Origin of the sequence: Rhodovulum sp. PH10 (assembly GCF_000293785.1) — a bacterium.
Lineage (GTDB): Bacteria > Pseudomonadota > Alphaproteobacteria > Rhizobiales > Xanthobacteraceae > Rhodoplanes.
In genome coordinates, this window is sequence record NZ_AKZI01000033.1 from 1 (window position 1) to 15,858 (window position 15,858).

At 70.6% G+C, this 15,858-nt stretch carries 20 protein-coding genes; 10 read left to right on the forward strand and 10 right to left on the reverse strand.

Annotated features, from left to right (window positions below; translation table 11 throughout):
* Nucleotides 1–50 precede the first annotated feature (50 nt).
* A complete protein-coding gene (locus A33M_RS06455; protein ID WP_008384872.1) occupies nt 51–1,178 on the forward strand; it encodes a polyamine ABC transporter substrate-binding protein in 1,128 nt (375 codons plus the stop codon).
* A 61-nt stretch (nt 1,179–1,239) separates the two neighbouring features.
* Here the strand turns inward: A33M_RS06455 and A33M_RS06460 are convergent, their stop codons facing one another.
* The 8 genes from A33M_RS06460 to A33M_RS24385 all read right to left on the reverse strand — a co-directional run bounded on the left by A33M_RS06460 (nt 1,240) and on the right by A33M_RS24385 (nt 7,677).
* A complete protein-coding gene (locus A33M_RS06460) occupies nt 1,240–2,169 on the reverse strand; it encodes a lipid A biosynthesis lauroyl acyltransferase (RefSeq protein WP_008384874.1) in 930 nt (309 codons plus the stop codon).
* A gap of 4 nt (nt 2,170–2,173) precedes the next feature.
* On the reverse strand, nt 2,174–3,196 hold the full coding sequence (locus tag A33M_RS06465; protein ID WP_008384876.1) for a zinc-binding dehydrogenase: 1,023 nt from the start codon (nt 3,194–3,196) through the stop codon (nt 2,174–2,176).
* A 47-nt stretch (nt 3,197–3,243) separates the two neighbouring features.
* Nucleotides 3,244–4,011, reverse strand: coding sequence for an SDR family NAD(P)-dependent oxidoreductase (locus A33M_RS24555; protein WP_040619597.1), 768 nt, complete (start codon nt 4,009–4,011; stop codon nt 3,244–3,246).
* Nucleotides 4,008–5,285: a beta-ketoacyl-ACP synthase gene (locus tag A33M_RS24560; RefSeq protein WP_040619598.1), complete on the reverse strand. Its 1,278-nt coding sequence runs from the start codon at nt 5,283–5,285 to the stop codon at nt 4,008–4,010. The genes A33M_RS24555 and A33M_RS24560 overlap by 4 nt, the downstream gene beginning before the upstream one ends.
* A 70-nt stretch (nt 5,286–5,355) precedes the next feature.
* Nucleotides 5,356–6,546 (reverse strand): beta-ketoacyl-ACP synthase, encoded by a 1,191-nt coding sequence (locus A33M_RS06480; RefSeq protein WP_008384883.1) that lies wholly within the window; start codon nt 6,544–6,546, stop codon nt 5,356–5,358.
* Nucleotides 6,539–7,012, reverse strand: coding sequence for a 3-hydroxyacyl-ACP dehydratase FabZ family protein (locus tag A33M_RS06485; protein WP_008384885.1), 474 nt, complete (start codon nt 7,010–7,012; stop codon nt 6,539–6,541). The genes A33M_RS06480 and A33M_RS06485 overlap by 8 nt, the downstream gene beginning before the upstream one ends.
* A 12-nt stretch (nt 7,013–7,024) precedes the next feature.
* On the reverse strand, nt 7,025–7,306 hold the full coding sequence (locus A33M_RS06490; protein ID WP_008384887.1) for an acyl carrier protein: 282 nt from the start codon (nt 7,304–7,306) through the stop codon (nt 7,025–7,027).
* Between the two features lie 215 nt (nt 7,307–7,521).
* The gene (locus A33M_RS24385) at nt 7,522–7,677 is read right to left on the reverse strand and encodes a hypothetical protein (RefSeq protein ID WP_192814094.1); all 156 of its coding nucleotides are present in this window, start codon (nt 7,675–7,677) and stop codon (nt 7,522–7,524) included.
* Nucleotides 7,678–8,502: 825 nt separating this feature from the next.
* On the opposite strand from A33M_RS24385, the gene A33M_RS06500 reads away from it, so the two are divergent.
* Entirely contained in the window at nt 8,503–9,381 is an 879-nt protein-coding gene (locus A33M_RS06500; protein WP_008384891.1) for an EAL domain-containing protein, read from the forward strand.
* 25 nt (nt 9,382–9,406) lie between these two features.
* Here the strand turns inward: A33M_RS06500 and A33M_RS06505 are convergent, their stop codons facing one another.
* Nucleotides 9,407–9,988: a UbiX family flavin prenyltransferase gene (locus A33M_RS06505; RefSeq protein ID WP_008384894.1), complete on the reverse strand. Its 582-nt coding sequence runs from the start codon at nt 9,986–9,988 to the stop codon at nt 9,407–9,409.
* A 427-nt stretch (nt 9,989–10,415) separates the two neighbouring features.
* Between A33M_RS06505 and A33M_RS25295 the strand changes: the two genes are divergently transcribed.
* The 7 genes from A33M_RS25295 to A33M_RS06540 all read left to right on the forward strand — a co-directional run bounded on the left by A33M_RS25295 (nt 10,416) and on the right by A33M_RS06540 (nt 14,482).
* Nucleotides 10,416–11,717: a L,D-transpeptidase family protein gene (locus tag A33M_RS25295; protein ID WP_337460002.1), complete on the forward strand. Its 1,302-nt coding sequence runs from the start codon at nt 10,416–10,418 to the stop codon at nt 11,715–11,717.
* A 133-nt stretch (nt 11,718–11,850) separates the two neighbouring features.
* Nucleotides 11,851–12,210 carry a hypothetical protein gene (locus tag A33M_RS22215; RefSeq protein WP_008384898.1) on the forward strand — a complete coding sequence of 120 codons (360 nt, stop codon included), beginning with the start codon at nt 11,851–11,853 and terminating at the stop codon, nt 12,208–12,210.
* A gap of 15 nt (nt 12,211–12,225) precedes the next feature.
* Nucleotides 12,226–12,861, forward strand: a complete 636-nt coding sequence (locus A33M_RS06520; protein WP_272943321.1) for an RNA polymerase sigma factor — start codon at nt 12,226–12,228, stop codon at nt 12,859–12,861.
* The gene (locus A33M_RS23450) at nt 12,858–13,337 is read left to right on the forward strand and encodes a hypothetical protein (protein WP_008384901.1); all 480 of its coding nucleotides are present in this window, start codon (nt 12,858–12,860) and stop codon (nt 13,335–13,337) included. Before A33M_RS06520 ends, A33M_RS23450 begins: the two co-directional genes overlap by 4 nt.
* Nucleotides 13,334–13,798: a periplasmic heavy metal sensor gene (locus A33M_RS06530; RefSeq protein ID WP_008384904.1), complete on the forward strand. Its 465-nt coding sequence runs from the start codon at nt 13,334–13,336 to the stop codon at nt 13,796–13,798. Before A33M_RS23450 ends, A33M_RS06530 begins: the two co-directional genes overlap by 4 nt.
* A gap of 132 nt (nt 13,799–13,930) precedes the next feature.
* A complete protein-coding gene (locus tag A33M_RS06535) occupies nt 13,931–14,188 on the forward strand; it encodes a hypothetical protein (RefSeq protein ID WP_008384907.1) in 258 nt (85 codons plus the stop codon).
* 39 nt (nt 14,189–14,227) lie between these two features.
* Nucleotides 14,228–14,482, forward strand: a complete 255-nt coding sequence (locus A33M_RS06540; RefSeq protein ID WP_008384909.1) for a cysteine rich repeat-containing protein — start codon at nt 14,228–14,230, stop codon at nt 14,480–14,482.
* Nucleotides 14,483–14,554: 72 nt separating this feature from the next.
* On the opposite strand, the gene A33M_RS06545 is transcribed toward A33M_RS06540, so the two are convergent.
* Nucleotides 14,555–15,277: a septation protein A gene (locus A33M_RS06545; RefSeq protein WP_008384911.1), complete on the reverse strand. Its 723-nt coding sequence runs from the start codon at nt 15,275–15,277 to the stop codon at nt 14,555–14,557.
* A gap of 270 nt (nt 15,278–15,547) precedes the next feature.
* Here A33M_RS06545 and A33M_RS06550 point away from each other — a divergent pair, with 270 nt between their 5' ends.
* Entirely contained in the window at nt 15,548–15,790 is a 243-nt protein-coding gene (locus A33M_RS06550) for a hypothetical protein (RefSeq protein ID WP_008384913.1), read from the forward strand.
* Nucleotides 15,791–15,858 lie beyond the last annotated feature (68 nt).

Genomic DNA, 15,858 nt, shown 5'->3' on the forward strand with positions numbered 1-15,858 from the left:
CGGGCCTCATCCTTCGAGACGTCGCCTTCGGCGACCCTCAGGATGAGGTGATGGTTTCCCGCCGTTGCTCTCGTTCCCGCCGGTCGTTCCTCGCCGTCGCCGCGCTGGCTGCGTTCACCACGCTCGTCGCACCGCCGGTCGCGCGAGCGGAAGAGCGGGTCGTCAACGTCTACAACTGGTCGGACTACATCGCCCCCGGCGTGATCGAGGATTTTTCGCGCGAGACCGGCATCAAGGTCCGCTACGACACGTTCGATTCCAACGACACGCTGGAGACGAAGCTGCTCGCCGGCCGGTCCGGCTACGACGTGGTTGTGCCGAGCGCCTATTTCCTCGAGCGGCAGATCCGGGCCGGCGTCTTCCTGCCGCTCGACAAGGGGAAGCTGCCGAACCTGAAACACGCCTGGCCCGAGGTCGAGCAGCGGGTCGCCGCCCACGATCCCGACAACCGCTACTCCGTGAACTACATGTGGGGCACGGTCGGGATCGGCTTCGACAAGCGAAAAGTGCGCGAAATCCTCGGGGCCGATGCGACGATCGACTCGTGGTCGACGGTGTTCGACCCGGACCAGCTGAAAAAGTTCGCCGGCTGCGGCGTCCACATGCTCGACTCGAGCGACGACATCCTGTCCGCCGCGCTCCATCATCTCGGGCTCGATCCGAACGCGACCGACCGCGAGGATTTGCAGCGTGCCGCCGACCTCGTCGCGGCGGTGCGGCCGTCGGTGCGGAAATTTCACTCGTCCGAATATCTGAACGCGCTGGCGAGCGGCGAGATCTGCCTGGTGGTCGGCTTTTCCGGCGACATCAAGCAGGCGCAGAAGCGGGCGGCGGAGGCGCACAACGGCGTCGAGATCGGCTACGCGATCCCGAAGGAGGGCGCGCAGATGTTCTTCGACCAGCTGGCGATCCCCAAGGACGCCGAGCACGTGGACGAGGCGCACGCCTTCATCGACTATCTGATGCGGCCCGAGGTGGCGGCGCGGAACACCAATTTCATCTCGTACGCCAACGGCAATCTGGCGAGCCAAAAGCTGGTCGACCCGAAGATTTTGGCCGACCGCGGCGTCTATCCGCCGCCCGAGGTGATGGCGCGGCTCTACACCAACCGGCCGAAGGACGCCCGTACGCAGCGGCTGATGAACCGGCTGTGGACCAGGATCAAGACCGGGCGGTGAGGGCTCTCCCTCACCTCTCCCCGCTCGCGGGGAGAGGGAGAAGAAGCGGCGTCCCGATCCCTCACCGCCAGCGGCGGTGCAGCCACAACCACTGCTCGGGGTGCTCGCGGACCCAAAGCTCCACCACGTCGGTGATCGCCTGCATGGTGCCGCGAACGTCGATCCGGCCCTCGCCGTCGCGCACCGGGGTCACGGCCTCGGTGATCTCGCCGGTGAAGGCGCCGTGCGGCAGCCGGACGATCCGCACGCCGTGAATCGGGCACTCGAACTCGCGCGCAAGCATCGCGATCAGCGGGCTCACCTTGCAGGGGCGGCCGAAGAACGTCACCTCGACGCCCTTGTGGTCGTGCTGGTCGACCAGCATGCCGACCGTGTTGCCGGCCTCGAGCCCGCGCGCCAGCGTGATCGGCGCGGCAAAGCCGGACGGCACCATCGTGCCCATGAGGCCCTCGCGCATCGAGACGACGATGTCGGCGAACGAGCCCATGTTAGGCCGCCGATACAGCACCATCGAGCGCAAGCCCTCGATGCCGGCGACCACCGCCGGCAGCTCCCAATTGGCGAGGTGTGCGGTGAAGATCAGCGCCGGCTTTTCGCCGGTGCGCAGCGCCTCGAAGCGCGCGAGCTCGCGCTCGCCGTATTTCAGGAAGCGCCGTTCCCCGCGCGCGCCCTGCGCCGCGATGCGATCGAGATTGACGAACTCGACCGCCACCCGGCCGAGATTGTCCCACACGCCGGCGAGGATTTTTTCCACCTCCTCCGGCGATTTCTCGGGAAAGGCTGCGCGTAGATTGGCGCGGCCGATCCGGTGCTCGCGCAGCAGCGGCCCGACCCGGCGCATCAGCGCCGCCATCACGTCGCTCGCCCGCACCAGGTCGAACCGGCGCACGAAGCCGATCAGCGCCGGCACGGTTTTGCGCGCCACGCGGTCGAGCAGACGCTTGAGGACGAGCGCGACCCGCCAGCGCCAATACCTGAACTTGGCGTTCATCGGATCAGAACGTCACGACCACCTTGCCGAACACCTTTCGGCTCTCCAGGCGCTCGAGCCCGCGGGTGAAGTTTGCGAGCGGCACCTCGGTGTCGATCACCGGCTTCAGGCCGGCCGCCATCTTGTCGAGCGACTGCGCGATGTTCTCCATCCGCGCGCCGAACGAGCCGGTGATGCGGTACTGCTGCTGGAAGAGCTGCATCAGGTTGATGGTGGTCGACGGGCCGGAGGTGGAGCCGCAGGTGACCAGCCGGCCGCCGCGCTTGAGGCACAGGAGCGAGCCGTTGAAGGTGTCGGCCCCGACATGCTCGAACACGACGTCGACGCCCTTCTTCTTGGTGAGCTTGCGGGTGACGCCCTCGAAGCGGTCGGTCCTGTAATTGATCACGTGATCGGCGCCGAGCGCTCTTGCCTTCTCGGCCTTCTCGTCGTCACCCACCGTGGTGATCACCGTGCAGCCGATCGCCTTGGCCATCAAAATCGCCGCGGTGCCGATGCCGGAGCCGCCGGCATGCACCAGCACCGTCTCGCCGGGCTCGAGTTTTGCATTGTCGAACAGCATGTGTTGGACCGTTGCGAAGCCGATCGGCGCGCAGGCGGCATCGCGAAAGCTCACGCCGTCCGGCACCGGGATCACCAGGCGGGCCGGCATGGTCACCAAATCGCGGGCGAACCCGTCGACGTGGAAGCCCATGATGCCGCCGATGTTCTCGCACAGATTGTCGCGACCCTCGCGGCACGCCTTGCACGTCCCGCAGGTGAGCCCGCCATACATCACCACCGGCTTGCCCGGCGCGACATTCTCCACGCCGGCGCCGACCGAAAAAATCTCGCCCGACGCCTCGGCGCCGACCACCAGCGGCAGCTTGCGCTTGGCGAAGGCCATGCCGCGAAAGCCCCACAGATCGAGATGGTTCAGCGCGACCGCCTTGACCCGCACGGTCACCTCGCCGGGGCCGGGCGGCGGCGGCGGCTCCTGCTCGACGAGGTCGAGGTGTCGGTCGCCGACCAGCGTGAGGGCGCGCATGGGAAGAACCTCGATGGGGGTGTTTGCGCCCGAGGGGGCGGACAAAATCAGCGGTGGATGCCTATCGCCGCCGAAAGGCCGCCGTCAACCGGCAGCACCGCGCCGGTGACGTAGGCGCTGGCGGGCGACAGCAGGAAGGCGACCACGCCGGCGATGTCCTCCGGCTTCGCGAAGCGGCGGGCCGGGATCTGGCTCTCCATCTGCGCGCGGTATTTTTCGTAAGGGGCCATCATCGCGGTGTCGATGAAGCCGGGCGCGACGTAGTTGACGGTGACGCCGGTGCGCGCCGTCTCGATCGCCAGCGTGCGGACATAGGCGAGCAGCGCCGCCTTGGAGGCCGCGTAAGCCGCATTGCCCTGGTTTGCCTGGAGCGCGGTGATCGAGCCGATCACCGCGATGCGGCCATTGCGGGCGCGCATCATCGGCCGGGCGAGCGCGGAGACGAGGCGGGTGAACGACCAGAAGTTCACCTGCATCGCCGCCTCCGCCTTGGCCTGGTCCATCATCATCGCGAGGCTGTCGTAGGACTGCCCGGCATTGTGGACGAAGCCCGCGAACGGCTCGGGCTCGCTGTCGAGCGCCGCGACGAAGCTCTCCACCGCCGCCTTGTCGGAAAGGTCGAGCCGGCGCGCCTCGAATGTTTGGTCCGGATGCCGGGCGGAAAGGTCGGCGATCAGCGCGTCGGCCTCGGCGGTCGCCGAGCGCACGGTGAACAGCACGTCGAAGCCGGCCTCCGCCAGCGTCGTCACGATCGCGGCGCCGAGCCCGCGCCCGCCGCCGGTCACCAGCACGCGTTTCTTCTGGGACGTGCTCACGCCGGCTCGAGCCCCATCACCAGGCTGACGTTCTGCCCACCGAAGCCGAACGAGTTCGACAGCGCGTGCGACAGCGTCGCGTCGCGGGCGACGTTCGGCACCACGTCGAGCGGGATCGCCGGATCGGGCACCAGATGGTTGATGGTCGGCGGCAGCCGCTGGTGGTCGAGCGTCATCAGCGTCACCACCGCCTCGACCGCGCCGGCGGCCGACAGCGTGTGGCCGATCATCGACTTGTTCGACGACATCGGCACCTGCGGCGCGCGCTCGCCGAACACGGCGGAGACGCCGAGCGCCTCCATCTTGTCGTTCTCCGGCGTCGAGGTGCCGTGCGCGTTGATGTAGTCGATCTCGGCCGGGATCAGCCCGGCATCGGCGATCGCCTGCTGCATGCAGCCGATGATCGGCTTGGCGTCCGGGCTCGTGCGGGTGCGGTGGAACGAGTCGGACAGCTCGCCGCAGCCCTCGACCACGCCGAGAATGGTGGCGCCGCGCGCCTTTGCCGATTCGTAGCTCTCCAGCACCAGGGCGCCCGCCCCTTCGGCCATCACGAAGCCGTCGCGGTTCTTGGAGAACGGCTTCGCCGCGGCCTCCGGCGGATCGTTGGCGGAGGTCAGCGCGGAGAGAAGCGAGAAGCGCACCACGTTCTCGGTGTTGATCGAGCCGTCGGTGCCGATGCACAGCGCGGCATCCGTGTCGCCCCGCCGGATCGCCTCGACGCCGAGCTGGATCGCGCTCGCCCCCGACGCGCAGGCGGTCGACAGCGCGATCGGCATGCCCCTGGTGCCGAATTTTTCCGACAGGTTTTCCGCCACGGAGGCGAACTGGAAGCGCGCGTGATGGTGCCCGAACTTGCCCGACGCCGCGGCGCGCAGAAGGTCGTCGTAGGAGATTTGATCGTTGGCACCGGCCGCGGCGGCGAGCTCGACGCGCTGGGTCCATTCGATCTCGACCGGCGCGACGGCGATGAACAGCGGCCCCGGAAAGTTCTTCGCCGAGCCGATGCGCGCCTGCGTCACCGCCTCGGCGGCGGCGATCTCGGCGAGCCGCTCGGACAGAAGCGGCGCGCTGAACGGCTCGGCCGCGACGAAATCCACCGTGCCGGCGATGCGGGTCTTCAGATTGTCGGTCGGGAAGCGGGTGATGGCGCGGATGCCGGACTGCCCGGCGATCAGCTTCTTCCAGTTCTCGTCCTTGCCGGCGCCGAGCGAGGTGACGACCCCCATGCCGGTGACCACCACCACGGGCCGTCCCGCCTTGTCGTGCACTGCCATGTGGATCTCCTCGTCGAGACGCGCACCCGCTTCACCTCTTCCCGCCAGCGGGGAGAGGGAGAAGGAAGACCTATCCCACCGCCTCGACCAGGGCGAGGCCCTCGCCGCGCCAATGGCCGACGCCGGTGACCACCACTTGCCCGAGCGCGCCCTCGAAGGGCGCCTCGAAGCCGGTCGGGTCGCACGGCGGAAACAGTTTTCCGTGCCCGAGCGCGACGGTCGCGAGCGCCAGATTGACGACGAACTGCGGCTCGAGCGAGTGGCCGACGAAGGTGCCGGTCGCCCGCACCGGCAGGCCGCGGGCGGCGAGCACCGCCTTCTCCTCGGCGGTCGCGGGCGCAGTGCCGGCGGCCCCCGACAGCACCACGGCGCGCGCCGGATCGACCGGCGGCAGGCGGTCCCACAGCGCCCCGAGCGAGCTTTCGATCGCGCCGGGCGCGGTACGACGCACCTGATCGCTCACCACGGCCGAGAGCTTTGCCAAGGGCTTCGCCCCGCGCTTTTCCGCGTGGTCGCGCGCCTCGAGCACCAGGAAGGCGCCGAGCGAGGCGAGCGCGAAGCCCGGCGCCGCGTCGCGGTTCCACACGGCCTCGAAGGCGTCCTTCAGCGCGAACCCGCCGAACTCGAACAGCATCAGGAGGTCCTTGCGCTCGCCGTTCTGCGAGCCGCCGACCAGCGCGATGTCGCTCTGCCCCGCCTTTATGCGCGAGAGCGCGGTGCGGGCGGCCTCGATGCCGGCGCCCTCCTCGCCCATGAAGGTGCGCGACGAGCCGGTGACGCCGTGCACCACCGAGATGTTGCCGGCGAGCAAATTCGAGAGCTGGGCGAGAAACAGCGTCGGCCGCAGGTCGCTCATCAGGCGCTCGTTGAGATAGGCGCCCGGATCGGCCGCGTTGCGCAGCCCGGCGAGGATCGCGCCGTCGGCAGCGTAATCGCGCTCGCCACCGCCCGCCGCGACGATCATGTCCATCCGGCCGAGCAGCTCCTTGTCGCCCTTGACGCCGGCGGACTCGAGCGCGAGCCCGGCGGCATAGGTGCCGGTGCGCTGCCACGGCTCCATCTGGCGCTGGTCGCCCTTTTTCGGGATCTGCGTGTCGAGCGCGAGCGGCACCAGCGGGTGCACCACCCACGGCGCGAAGCTCGTCGTGTCGGCTCCGGGCTCGCCGGCGGCGAGCCTCTGCCAGTGGGCGTCCGGTCCTTCACCGAGGCAGGAGACGAGGCCGAGGCCGGTGATCCAGACCTCGCGGGCGGCATCAGCCATGGGCGGCGATCTCCAGAGGATAGCCGAGCCGATGCGCCACCGCCTCCATGTTGGCGCGGAACTCGGGGCGCGGGAACGGCACGATGCGGAAGGTGATCTCGGCGTCGCAGACGGCCTTGCCGTCGACCTTCACCGTCGCCTTGGTGACGGCGTAGCCGGAGCCGAGATGGACCAGGCGGCCGAAGATCGACAGGCGCTGGCCGGGCGTGACGAAGGTGCGCAGCTTCGCCTCCTTGACGGCGGCGAGGAACGGCATGCGCGTGAAGTTTTCGAGGCCGATCAGGAGCCAGCCGCAGGTCTGCGCCATCGACTCGATCAGCAGCACGCCCGGCATCAGCGGATGGCCGGGAAAGTGACCCTCGAAGATCGTGCTGTCCTGCGGCACCGCGGCCTCGACCTCGATGGTCTGCCCCGCGAGATCGAGCGCGACGATCCGGTCGACGAGCTGAAAGTACTCGAGCCTCATCGAAGCGGAGGCTCAGGCGCTCTTGGCGGCGACGAGGGAATCGATCCGGGTGCAGAGGTTGCCGAGCACGAAGTACTCCTCGGTCGACGCCTTGCCGTCGTTGACCTCCTGCGTCCACTGCTCCAGCGGCAGCTTGATTCCGAACGCCTTGTCGATCGCGAAGGCGATGTCGAGGAAATCGAGGCTGTCGATCCCGAGGTCGTCGATCGCGTGGCTTTCCGGCGTGATCTTCTCGCGCGGAATGTCGCAAGTTTCCGAAATGATATTGGCGACGGTGTCGAACGTCGAGGACATCGGTTACTCTCTGAATGCCGTGAACCCAACCGGCACGCGCGTGCGCATGCCCCCCGTACGGCGGCGAATTGAACGCTCGTTCTTTCGGTCCGTATAGCCAACAGACCGAACGAGCGCAATGTGCGCGGAGGCGCCCGTCACGGGCGCATGCGGTTCTTCCACCGGAGGGTTGCGGCGGCGGAACGGCGGCGGCGGCGAGAAGCGGCCAGAACGGGTCAGCGGGCGGCTTCCGGCAGCGCGATACCGCAGCCCGGCCGACCGGCGACCAGGCAGGCATGGTCGTCGCCCACCCCCGCGAGCCGCGAGGCGATCCAGTAGCCGCAGCCCATCAGCAGGAGCACCAGCACCAGCGCGAGCCCGTTGGTCTTCATCCGGTGGGCGAAGTCGTCGGGCTCGTCGGCGCGGCGCCGGCGCGGCGAGAACGGCGTGACGTTGCCGGCGACACGGCGAGACGGCGGCCGGACGACCCGTGCGGAGCGCTCCCATGCCGCACGCTCAGGCTCGTGCGGGGCCCGCTCGGCCGGCACCCGCTCGGCCGGGCGCAGGCGAATCGGCCGGAACGCCGGCTCGGGGCCGGTCGCACGCCCCGACGCGGCACCACCCGACGCGGCACGACCCGACGCGGCACCGCCGGGGGCGGCCCGCCCGGAGGGCGACCGCGGCACGAACGGCAGCACCTTGCCCCGCTCGTCGCCGCCGGACGGCTCACCGTCGTCGCGAACGCCGTCGTCGCGAGCGCGGTCGTCCCCAGCGCGGTCGTCCCGCGGGCCGGCGCTTCCGTGCGCAGACGAATCGCCGTGCGCCGGGCCGTGCTCGCTCTCGTGCGGCGAATCGCGTCCGCTTTCCGGATCGCCCGGGCGGGGCGGATCCGATCCGAAACGGCCCGAATGGCGGCTGCCGGAGGTCATGACGTGCGAATCCTGGCCGATCGCGCGGCCGATGGGGGCGACGACCGGCGCATCGTGGCCCGGAATGGCGCCGGCCCGCAAGGGTTGCGTGCGGCGGCGCCTCCGGACGGCGTGCCCGGCGGCGCCGGCCGACGGTAGCGCGCTCCGCGCCGCGAATTCTCACGACCTGCAATCCCGGCGAGAGCCCCTTGTATGCACGGCGAAATTTCGGCCGTGCATCGGCCCTGGACACTTTTGCTTAAGGAGACGGGGGTATCGTGAGACGACTCGCGACTCGCCGGGGCAGCCATGACCACAGACCGACCCGAGACCGGCCCTCGTGGCTCCGATCCGCGCGGCGCGCAAGGCGACCAGCCGGTCGGCGTCGCCGAGGCGCTGCGCGAGACTTGGCTCGAGCTGTGGTACCAGCCGAAGATCGACCTGCGGAAGAAGTGCCTCGCCGGCGCCGAGGCGCTCGCCCGCATCCGCCATCCCGATCTCGGCGTGCTGCTGCCCGGCCGCTTCCTGCCCGGCATCGACGAGGAGAGCCTCGCCGAGCTGTCCGAGTACGCGCTGATCTCGGCGCTCGCCGACTGGTCGATGTTCCGCGCCGCCGGCTACAATCTGCGGCTCGCGATCAACGTGCCGGTGCACGTGCTGGCCGAGATACCGGTCGCCGAGATCGTCGCCGCACACCGCCCGGCGAGCGCCGACTGGCCCGGCCTGATCGTCGAGGTGACGGAAGATCAGATCGTGCGCGACATCAAGCGGGCGCTGGCGATCGCGGCGCACCTGCGCGAGAGCGGCATCGCCGTCTCGATCGACGACTTCGGCGCCGGCTACTCGTCGTTCTCCAGCCTGCGCGAGCTCGCCTTCGCCGAGATCAAGCTCAACCACGGCTTCGTCAAGGACTGCGCGGTGGACGCCACCAACGCCGCGATCTGCCAGACCGCGATCGACCTCGCCCACCGGTTCGGCTCGGCGGCGGTGGCCGAAGGCATCGAGAGCGTCGCCGACCTGCAGGCGCTGCAGATCATGGGCTGCGACTTCGGCCAGGGCGTGCTGCTCGCGCCGCCGATGCCGAAGGAGCGCTTCCTCGACCTCCTGCAGAGCCGCACCAGCCGGCCGCAAGGCTCCGGCGAGGCGCACGAGCCGGCCGCCGCCGAGGCGAGCGCCGCCACCGCCTGACCGGGCGTCACCGCCCGACCGGGCCTCACGCCTCCGCCGGCGGCTCGCGCCAGCGCCGCACCGTGCCGCTGTCGATCTCGAACAGGTCGAGCACCCGGCCGAGCGTGTGGTCGATCATCTCCTCGATCGAGGCGGGCTTGGCATACATCGCCGGCACCGGCGGATAGACCACCGCGCCCATCTCGGTGACCGCCGTCATGTTGCGCAGATGGCCGAGATGCAGCGGCGCCTCGCGCACCACCAGCACCAGCCGGCGGCGCTCCTTCAGCACCACGTCGGCGGCCCGCGTCAAAAGCGAGGCGGTGATGCCGTTGGCGATCTCGGCGAGCGTGCGCATCGAGCACGGGCAGACGATCATCCCCATGGTGCGGAACGAGCCGGACGAGATCGCCGCGCCGATGTCCCTGCGGGAATAGACGACGTCGGCGAAACCCTCGAGCTCGGCGAGGGTGGTGTCGGTCTCCAGCGCCAGCGTCACCTCGGCGGCGTCGCTGATCACCAGGTGGGTCTCCACCCCGCACCGCCGCAGCAGCGTCAGGAGCCGCACGCCGTAGGCCGCGCCCGATGCGCCGCTGATGCCGACGATCAGCCGCTTGCGTGTGCTCATGCTCTCCTCGTGCGCGGCCGCCCGGACGAGCGACGGCGGAGCGCGGGAGTTTAGGAGCCCGCACCGGCGCTCGCCACCGCGGGCGCAATTGTTTTTCCGCCGATGCAGACGGGCAACAGCCGCGTCGGCGCCTCGCATCGGCGCTTGCTCCGGACGCCTCGGACGGCGCGAAGGAGCGGGCCGCGACGCCGATGTCGTGGCGATGATACCCGTCTCTCGCGTGGTCTCCCGCGCATCGGCGGAGCGCTACCACCGTCGCGGGTCGAAAACGGATTCACCACGTCCGTTTGCCGGCCGTTTACCGAATGATCAACCTTGCGGTGTCAGTCTCGAACGGGTCGGCCGCGTGTGGGATCGCCTTGTTGCTGCCCCATCTTGCTCGCACAAGCCGGCTCACGAGGGGTCGAAATTTCGAGGGGATGGTTTCTTGCGCGCAACGTGTCTAGCTCTGCTGGCCGCCGGCTTCGCCGCGTCCACGGTCGCCGTGTCCACGGTCGCCGCGTCGGCCCAGTCGTATCCCGGCTCTTACGGCTCGTCGGCCGCGAGATCCCATTCCACCATCGCCTACGAGGACGCCGACGACGAGTACGCGCCGGCCCCCGACGCGCCGGCGCCGGGCGCCTCGCCCTCGCCCTACGGCACCGGGGCGCTGCCGCCGCCCCCGCCCGCACCGAGCCCGACCGCCGGCGTCTATCAGGGCGGCGGATATCCGGCGCCCGCCGCAGCCGGCGGTTATCCGGCCGCATCCGACGGCACTCCCTATCGGACCGGCAACAGCCAGCCGCTGCCGCCGCCTCCGCCGTCGCCCTATCAAAACACCTATGTCGTGCCGCAGTCCGGCCCGCCGAGCGTCGCCGCGCCGCAGACCGCCGGCGTCACCCGCGAGTTCGACATGACCCGCCCGCCGGGCGAGGTCGGCCAACCGGTCGGTCCGGTCGGCGGTGCCGCGGCGTCCGGCTACGGCACGCCCGCCCATGGCGCCACCCCGGCCTATGGCGCCACCCCGGCCTATGGCAGCCAGAGCTACGGCAATCAGGGCTACGGCAACCAGGGTTACGGATCCGCCGCGGCGAGCCCGGCCCCGCACGACGGCGCGCCGTTCGCCGCCCGGCCGCCGGCCGCCGGCGTCGCGCCCGGCGCCAATGCCGGCACCCGCTACGCCGCGCTGCCGCCGGAGGATCAGCCGGAGGTCGGCGAGGCCAAGCTCGATCCGCGCTTCCAGCGCCAGGAGGTCAGCTATCCGACCAACGAGGCGCCCGGCACCATCGTGATCGACACGCCGAACACCTATCTCTATCTCGTGCTCGGCGGCGGCAAGGCGATGCGCTACGGCATCGGCGTCGGTCGCGAGGGCTTCACCTGGTCGGGCACCCAGACCATCACCCGCATGGCGGAGTGGCCGGACTGGCATCCGCCGAAGGAGATGATCGACCGCCAGCCCTATCTGCCGCGCTTCATGGCCGGCGGCGAGAGCAACCCGATGGGCGCGCGGGCGATGTATCTCGGCAGCACGGTCTATCGCATCCACGGCACCAACCAGCCGTCGACCATCGGCACCTTCGTCTCGTCGGGCTGCATCCGGCTGGTCAATGCCGACGTCGAGGACCTCTATCGCCGCGTCAGCGTCGGCACCAAGGTGGTGGTGCTGCCGGGCGGCAAGAACTCCGCCCCGGTGGCGCGGGCGCCGGCCGCCGGCAGCGCGCAGCTGCCGCAAACGACGATCCGCTGAACGCTCGTTCGGCATTTTCCATCGCCATCGCGTCGCGCCGGCCGGGGCCCTCCCCGGCCGGTTCTTTTTTCCGCCGGGCGCACGCCGGTCCATCCGGTGTATGATGTCGGCCCGAGGGGAGATCTTTTCTGCGATGGCGACGATCCGGCGTCTTCTCACGGCAGTGCCGTGCCTTCTGCTGGCGGCGTGCGCGTCGCTGCCGACCACCACGCCCAACACCGCGCCGCTCGAATTCGGCATGACGCCGCGGGCGGCGAGCGTTGCGCTCGGCGTGCCGCTCGAGCCGCTCTCCGAGCCCGCCCGCCGGCCGACCGCGGGCCACCCTGCGGCCGAGATCTACATAGCCCGCCTGCCGGCCGCGACGCCGGGCTTGTTCGGCACCGTCGACGGCCTCGTCTATCTCCAGTTCCGCCGCGGCAAGCTCACCGGCTTCACCCGCGACTGGCACATCGCCTCGCGGTTCGCGCCGCCGAGCCTTCCCCTGCCCCGCTGACGACCGGCGAAAAGAATCCGCGAAGGAAAGCCGCCCTCTTTTCGTAACAATCGTGCGGCCGTCGCGGCCGGTGGGTCGGAAATGAGGGAGCACGCACCCGACGAGACCGACGAGACGCTCGTCGCGCAGGCCGCCGCCGGCGACCAGCGCGCGTTCCGTATCCTCGTGGAGCGGCACATGGGACGGGCGATCCGGGTGGCACAGCGGGTGGTGGGCGTCGCGGCCGATGCCGACGACATCGCCCAGGAGGCGTTTCTCCGGGTGTGGACCAAGGCCACGACCTTCGATCCGACCCGCGCGAAATTCTCCACCTGGCTCTACCGGATCGTGCTCAATCTCGCGCTCGACCAGCGCCGGCGGCCCACTGCCGAGGCGCTCGACGAGGCCGACGAGATCCCGAGTGGCGAGCCGGGAGCGCTCGCGCTGCTCGCCGCCGCCGAGGAGCAGCGGGCGATGGAGGCCGCGATCGCGGCGCTGCCGCCGCGGCAGCGGGCGGCGATCGCCCTTTTCCACATGGAAGGCTTGAGCGGCCGGGACGCCGCCCACGCCATGGACCTGTCGGAGAAGGCTTTCGAATCTCTGCTGACGCGCGCCCGCGCGGCGGTCAAGGCCGCGTGCCGGGCGACCACGGATACAGGAGGAATACCGTGACGTTCGATGAGTTCCGCCGCCATGCGGAGACCTTTGGCGGGGACCTCGAGCGTTGGCCGGAAGACATCCGCGCCGACGCCCGGGCGATCGCCGCAACGCCCGAGGGTGCCGCCCTGCTGGCCGCCGAACGGGTGCTCGATCTCGCGCTCGCCCGCGCTCCGGCGGTGCCGCAGGCCCGCGCCGAGGCCGTCGCCTTCGCGGTGATGCAGCGTCTCTCGGGGGCCGACGGTTTTGCCGGCGATTCCGGGCGCGCGCCCTCGCTCGTGTCGCGCCTCGCCGCAAGGCTCGCCGCAAGCCTCGCCACGCCGGGGCCGCTGCGCTGGCTGGTGCCGGCCGCGAGCCTCGCCTGCTCGGCCCTGATCGGCCTGTCGCTCGCCACCAGCCTGCCGCTCGACAGTCCCCGCTCGTCGGCGGCGACGGTGCTGGCGATGGTGGTCGACGACGCCGCGACGCCCGGCGGCTGGGGGCTGCCATGACCGCCGCCGAAGGCCGCCGCAGCCGGCTGCGCCTCACCCTTCTGAAGGCCGCGCTGCTCCTCTCGCTGTGCCTCAACGTGGCGCTCGGCACCTATCTCGGCGTGCAGTGGCGCGACGGCCGCCACGGGGTCCTGACGGCGGCGGGCGCAACGCGGGTGATCGACCGGATGGCCGACCGGCTGCCGGAGGCGGACGGCGAGCGGCTGCGCGAGATCTTCGCCTCCAAGCGGATCGAGCTGTCGGAGGCGCAGACGCGCTACGACGCGGCGATGCGCCACTCGCTCGACCTGCTCGCCGCGCCCGACCTCGACGTCGCCGCCTTCCGCGACGCGGTGCGCGAGGCGCGCGACCAGCGCCTCGCGGTCGGCGACGTTCTGATCGGCACGATCGTCGAGACGCTGACCGAGATGCCGGCCAAGGAGCGCCAGGAGCTGGCCGGGCGCCTGCGTCGGCGGCAGTGAGACCGCGCGCGGCGAACGGCGGCGGTCCGTCCCGGCCAAACGTGTTTCGCGGGAAAAAAAGCGAGCGGAGGGCGAGTGAACCGCGGAGAGAGGGCGTATCAGGGGCATGATACCAGCACACGGAGAACCCCGATGACCATGCACCGTCCTTTGCTCGCCGCCTGCGCCCTCCTCGCCGCGGTGGCGATCGCGCCCGCCGCGAACGCCGGCGACGCCTATATCCACGTCCACACGCCGGGCCCCGTCTACGCGCCCTACGCCTATGTCCCGCCGCCGCGGCCGGTCGCGGTGCGCCGCACCACCGTGGTCGGGCCGCGCTGCGTGTGGCGGACCACCCGCGTGTGGGTCGGCAATCACTGGGCGTCGCGCCGCGTGCGCGTCTGCCGGTGATGTTTGGCACCCCCTCGAAACCGGATCGGACAGCCGTCGATGACCCGCAATCTTCGCGTCGTCTCGCTCGCCGCCGCCATCTCGACCGTCTCGGCCGTCGTGCTGCTCGCGCCGCCGCCCGCGAGTGCGCAGGACCAGCGCAGCGTTCTGCGCGACGCCTGCCGGGGCGATTACCAGAAGCTCTGCGCGAGCGTGTCGCCGGGCGGCGGCCGCATCCTGAAATGCCTCGAGAGCAACGCCGACCAGCTGACGCCGGCCTGCAAGGCGGCGCTCGCGGCGCGCGCCGGCAAATGACCTCTCCGGACACGTGATGCCGCGGGGCGGCTCCGGCCCGCGGGCCGGACCCGGTGCCGTCGGCCCGGTCGCTCACTCGACCGGCGGCACCGGAGGCGTGGCCCCGGACGGCGGCGGTCCCCCCGCCGCCTTCTGCGGATCCGGATCGGTCTTCGCGGCGCCGTCCTTCGCGGCGGCGCCGTCCGCCGGCGCCGCCTGGTGGCGGTTCATCAGCGGCATCTGGAAGAGCGCGAAGGCGATGGTGAGCGGCACGAAGCCGAACAGCTTGAAGTTCACCCACACCGTGGTCGACTGGGTGCGCCAGACCAGCTCGTTGAGCACCGCCATCGCCAGGAAGAACAGTGCCCAGCGGATCGTCAGGGTCCGCCAGCCGCGCTCGGTGAGCTCGACCACCTGATCGAGCACCAGCGCGAGCAACGGCTTGTCGCGCCACAGGCCGACCAGGAGCACCGTCGAGAACAAGAGATAGACCAGCGTCGGCTTGAGCTTGATGAAGGTCTCGTCGTGCAGCCACAGGGTCAGGCCGCCGAACACCATGACGATCACCGCCGAGGCGAGCGGCATCGCCGGCAGGCGCCGCGTCAGCGCGTAGGAGGCGATCAGCGCCGCCAGCACCGCCACCATGAAGGTCGCGGTCGCGGCAAAGATGCCGAATTTCGCGTTGGCGACGAAGAACAGCACCAGCGGGCCGAGATCGAGCGCCAGCTTGAGCGTCGGGTTCGGCGCCCGGCGCGAGGCCGCCGCCGCGGTCGCGGAACCGTCGGTGCCGGGCTTGCCGTCGGTGGTCTCGGACATGATGGGCGCCTCGCCGGTCGGGCCCGCCCGCCTGAAACCGGCGGCGGACGGCCGGGCTCGCCCTAACACGCCCGGCCCGGCCCGCCAACACGCCGCACGCCGCTCGCCCACCTCCGATCCCATCGCGCGAAATCGCCCCGCGGCACGCGCGTGTGTCTCGCCCGCCACATCTCCCGGCTGTCGATTGTGATCTTCGTGTCGAAATCGTGGTCTCAAATTGACCCGTGCAGGAAACCCTCCACACTGCCGACTCGGTGGAGGCAGCGCGCAATGTCGGATTTCAGAATCAAGGACTTCCTGGATCGTCTCGACGAGCTGGGCCTGATGCTCTCGGCCACCCGGCTGGCCGACGGCAGCATCCGGCTCAACCAGTGGCGGACGATCCATTATTACGGCAACGAAAGCGAGATCCGCAGCTTCTGGTCGCGCCACATGACCGGGACCGAGCGGATGCAGGACGTCGCCCGCTACGTCGAGCTGACCCAGAACCGGACCCGGCGGCTGCACGCCTGAGAGCCCGTTTGGACACTCGGACGCGGGCTGCGTTGCGGCGCGAACTGCCGGAGGCCAGGAGAAAAGCG